The sequence below is a fragment of the Paraburkholderia sp. AV2 genome, assembly GCF_054968425.1.
Window position 1 is genome coordinate 1 of sequence record NZ_JBANLK010000100.1, and the last position, 4,541, is coordinate 4,541.

At 59.2% G+C, this 4,541-nt stretch carries 2 protein-coding genes and 1 pseudogene; all 3 read right to left on the reverse strand.

The window, feature by feature from the left end; genetic code table 11:
- Positions 1 to 46: 46 nt before the first annotated feature.
- A pseudogene (locus V8683_RS31140) lies at positions 47 to 451 on the reverse strand (EamA family transporter); the annotation flags it as partial.
- 195 nt (positions 452 to 646) lie between these two features.
- Positions 647 to 2,086 carry an AlkA N-terminal domain-containing protein gene (locus V8683_RS31145; protein ID WP_411188332.1) on the reverse strand — a complete coding sequence of 480 codons (1,440 nt, stop codon included), beginning with the start codon at positions 2,084 to 2,086 and terminating at the stop codon, positions 647 to 649.
- A gap of 327 nt (positions 2,087 to 2,413) precedes the next feature.
- Positions 2,414 to 4,306: an SAM-dependent methyltransferase gene (locus V8683_RS31150; protein WP_411188331.1), complete on the reverse strand. Its 1,893-nt coding sequence runs from the start codon at positions 4,304 to 4,306 to the stop codon at positions 2,414 to 2,416.
- Positions 4,307 to 4,541: the final 235 nt, after the last annotated feature.

Sequence of the window (4,541 nt, forward strand, 5' to 3'; positions counted from 1 at the left end):
GCTGGCCGCCTGATCATGCCGTCCCGCCCGTACACCACTATTGACGATTGCTCGCCAGAATCACGACGCCCCCAAGCCCAAGCATCAACCCGACAGCTTGCCCAGGTCGCATTGATCCTCCGAAACTAGCGACCGCAATTAGCGCAGCCCAGAGTGGCGTCGTCGCGTTTAAGATCGAATCAACTCCCGCGTTCACGTAGAGAGTCGAATATGCGAGCAGACAAAACGGTACGGCCGAGTTAGTTACGCCTACGACAATCAAAGGCCACGCTTTGGATCTAAACTGGCTACGTGCTGTTGCTGATCGAAGCACTGGCGCCAGAATGGCTGCTGCGATTGTGACGCGCAGCGCGATTAAAGGGATCGGTCCGAGTACCGGTGCCGCCACACGCATGAAAAGAAACGATGCACCCCAGATAGCAGCAAGCGCGAACAGTTCGATTACGTTCATTGAGTATGTTGATCCAGTGTTTGAATAGTAATAGGCGCTTGCGTCCCTCACTTTTGCAAGGCTGGGAGTGGCGGGTGCACGAGCGACCCGCGCGACAATGCTTGGTCGCGATGGGGATCGGGGACGTTAAAAATCACTCCACCCGGAAAATCCGAGACAACGTCGCTCTACGCGCCTAAGCTCGACAGACCGGGGCTATTCGCGTTGCGCTTGGTGGCGACGCCAAACGTGCAACGTTGCATAGGCTCGCCACGGCTGCCATCGTTGGGCGTGTTGGTTAAGTGCTGGTGCGCTCGAATAGCCTAGTTGCTTCTTCAGCACGGCATCGCTGTCGGGGAATGCATTGGGCCATGCCAGCGCGCGCATAGCGATGTACTGGACCGTCCATTCGCCAATTCCCCGGATACTCCTTAGCGCGGCGAGCGTCTCGTCCAGAGGTGCCAACGGTTCCAAAACAATCCGACCGGTGGATACTTCCCTCGCGAGGGCAATGATTGTTTCTGCCCGGATGCGTGTGATGCCTGCCTCCTGAAGTGCTGTGGCCGGGATGTCGGCGAACACCGTTGCCGAAGGAAACGTCGTCGACAAGTCGAAGGGGCCAGCGAGCTTCGTCCCAAAACGGTCAGCTATCCGCGATAAGATCGCTCGCGCATTTGAAACGGAGATTTGCTGTCCGACAATCGCACGGGCCGCAACCTCGAAACCATCAAAGGTGCCAGGAACCCGCATACCCGGTAACTCGGCGGCCAGGTCGCCCAGATGCATATCGATCAGGTCAGGGCGGGCGGAAAGGTCGAACATCCGTCGGACTCGGCCGATAACGGGTGCGATGACTGGCGTCAGGGAGATGGAGACCTTAACGTCGATCGCATACCGGTGTGGTGCATGCGTTACGCCGATCCATCCCGCTATGTTCTGGGTGCCCCGCTTTAGCTCGATGACTCTGGTATAGGAGTCGTCGCCAATGTGCTCAACACCGGCGATTTGCCGGTGCGCGAGAAATGCAAGCACGCCTGACCAGGAAAAAGGCGGTCTGTATCCGAGCGAAAAGGTGATGGTTTCCTGCGGATGAGAGTCGATCTCCTTCCGGAACCGAAGTGGATTCAAACCATATTGTTTCAGGAACAGGTCATTCAACCTCCGGACGCTGCCGAACCCTGCTGTCAATGCCACTATGGTGACTGGCAAACGCGTTTCAGTCAGGAGGCGCTTTGCCAGCAGCAACCTTTGCGTCTGAGCGAATTCGATCATCGATACGCCGTATTCGGCAACGAAAATCCGCCGGAGGTGCCGGTCGGTAACGCCAATGCGCGCCGCAAGCTCTGCGAGACTTGCCGTGTTCAGAAAACCCTCTTCGATGAGTGTCGCGGCCGCCTGCGCTAGTCGGGCCGACGCATCAAGTAGTCCGTTTCCGGGTGCCAACTCCGGGCGGCAGCGCAGACAGGGGCGAAACCCAGCTTTCTCGGCCGCTGCCATGTTAGGGAAAAATCTACAGTTCCGCTGCTTTGGGGTCCGGACGGGACAAACCGGTCGACAGTAAATTCCGGTCGATGTGACACCGACGAAGAACCAGCCATCAAAGCGGCGATCTCGCGAAAGCAATGTCTGGTAGCAGGTGTCAGGGTCGAGGTTCATGCTCAAACTTTAGCGGAAACCAGCGCGTGACTCTGGCCAGATTCGGACATGAGTATTTGATCGCCTGTGAGCTGAGGCCCGACGTGCTGAAGCAGCATCGCTTCTTGCCGAGTGGAACGCCGTAGGTCATGACCAATTGTTGACGATCCTGCTCGTACGGGCGAACGGCCGAAACTGGCCGGCCACTGCCCGACGAGGTTGGACAGGGGCGACCCATACCGGTCCTTCAATGTTCCCCGAAGGAGACGCTGGAGATCAGCATGTGGTCGAAGCGCAAGCCAGGCTTACCTCGATCTGGCTATGAATAGCCCCACCCGGAAAGCACTTTCAGACCGTTGCCAGAACCAGACGCGTAGGTGTCGCACCGATATGCAATCCGTCGGTTCGATTTTCGAGATAACGCTGGTTCAACGCGTCCGGAGTCCATGTGTTGCTATGGCTGAAACCCAATTCAGTCAACGTCTCGGCCAGGACGGTCGGCTCAAAGAAGGTCTTCCATGGTTCACCGCGCTCGGCGAATTGCGCCGTCAACTGCTCCATCGCCATACGCATGATCGGTGGCAAACTCGAAAGCGGCATCGCGTATTCGAACAGGACCGCGCTGCCTTTGGCGCAACTGGCGATGAAGCGTAACGTCTCAATGACCGCGGCCTCATCGAGATACATCGTCACGCCGAGCCAACTGAAAATGGCCGGCGCATTAGCATCGAAACCGGCACGCGCCAACTCCTCTGCCAGACCGACGCCCTCGAAGTCAACTGGCACAAAATGCAACGACGGCGGCACCACGATGTCTGCCTCGCTCAGGCGGGCCCGCTTCCACTCTTGCATTGGCAGCAGGTCAACCTCGAAGATACGAGCTGCCGCATCGGGATGCCGGTACGCGCTGGTATCGAGCCCCGCCCCGAGAACCACATACTGGCGAATGCCGCGTTCGACAGCCTCGCCCCACACATCGTCGGCAAGCCGGCTGCGTACGATCACCGAGCTACGCATCCCCACCGAGGTCGGATGGCGGAACCTGTCGATGTTGTCACGCAGTGTCTGTGCCTCGGCTGCGCCGAGGACCGTTAGAGCAACAGGATCGTCAAGTACCAACGGCCGATCAAGGAGTTGATGCGCGGCCCGCTGCGTCGCCACCATCAACGCGCTCGGCTTGGGGCCGGCGTTGAGCGGTGTCATGTCATGACCGACAATATGCGCCTTGTGCAGATAGGCCAACAGCGAATCGTCGAGGCCGATGCCCAGTTGCAGATCCGGCTCGCGCATCAAGGCATCGCGCACGCGCGCTTCCAGGACTGCGTCGTCTCCGCAAAAGCTGTCGAGAAATAGTTGCTGCCAGCGCTTGACGATCTCCTGAACCGGTGCTGCCCCGGCGTCGACGCCCGCTTCCATCTGTGCCCTCAGTGCGACTACCAGCGCCGGCCATGCTTGACTTTTCGCGGTGGCGAACTGGCGACGCCGCACCTCGTCGGCCTGCTCTGGATTGAGGTACTTGGCGAACAGTACGCAGCGCGCGTGCGTGAATGCTTCGTCGATCCATTCCAGCATCTCCATCGTAATGCCGACGATTTGCCGGGCGCGTGGTTCACCGAGTTGCATCGCCATCAGCTTGGTAGCGAGCGCCGGGTCGTTGCGGGTCATTCGGATCACGAGCCTGATCCAGCGCCAGGCCAGTGCCTGAGCGGCATCACTTTCGGTCGGCAGTGCCTGCTGCACAGCAACGCGAACCTCGTCAATGAGCCCGGTCCACGACGGATCCGTCGGTGGCACAGTATCCGGCCCGGATGCCAGCAGCGTATCGAGTTCGTCGTCATCAAGGTGCTTTTGGTACATGTTCATCAACTCCAGAGCATTCAGCCAGTCGGTCGCCGCTATCTCGCTACCGGCGGCGGTCACGTCAACGATGTATTGCAAGTGACGACTGAGACGCTGCGCACGCAGTGCCTGCGCGTTGAGCTCCGTGATCTGACGCTGCAGAAGCTGTCGCGGAACGTCGGCCGGTCGAGCATCGAGGCTGGCCTTGATGTCCGGCAGCGAATACCCGAACCGTTTCAGGGCCTCAATACGATGCAGCCGGATGAGATCGTCCCGCCCATATAGGCGCGCCCCCCCGTCGGTGCGCTGCGACGGCGACAGTAGCCCGATTGAATCGTAGTGGTGCAGGGCCCGGACACTCAATCCCACCTTCTTCGCCAGTTCGCCGATCTTTAGTCGCATTGCGTTCCCAGTCGTTGGTGTCAACCATAGAAGCTGACGTAGCGTCAGGTGCAAGTGAAATCGACGGGTTTGTGTGCGTGCTGGGAGCGCGCCCAAAACTCAAGAGCCTTAAACGATACAGGATTTCGATTGTTGGCAATCTGGCCCTTGGTGTCGACTGACCGGTTCCGGCCGTGCTATGCCCCACGACCAAGTACAACGATCGCTTCGGGCGCACGCTTAATGCAACAGGTGT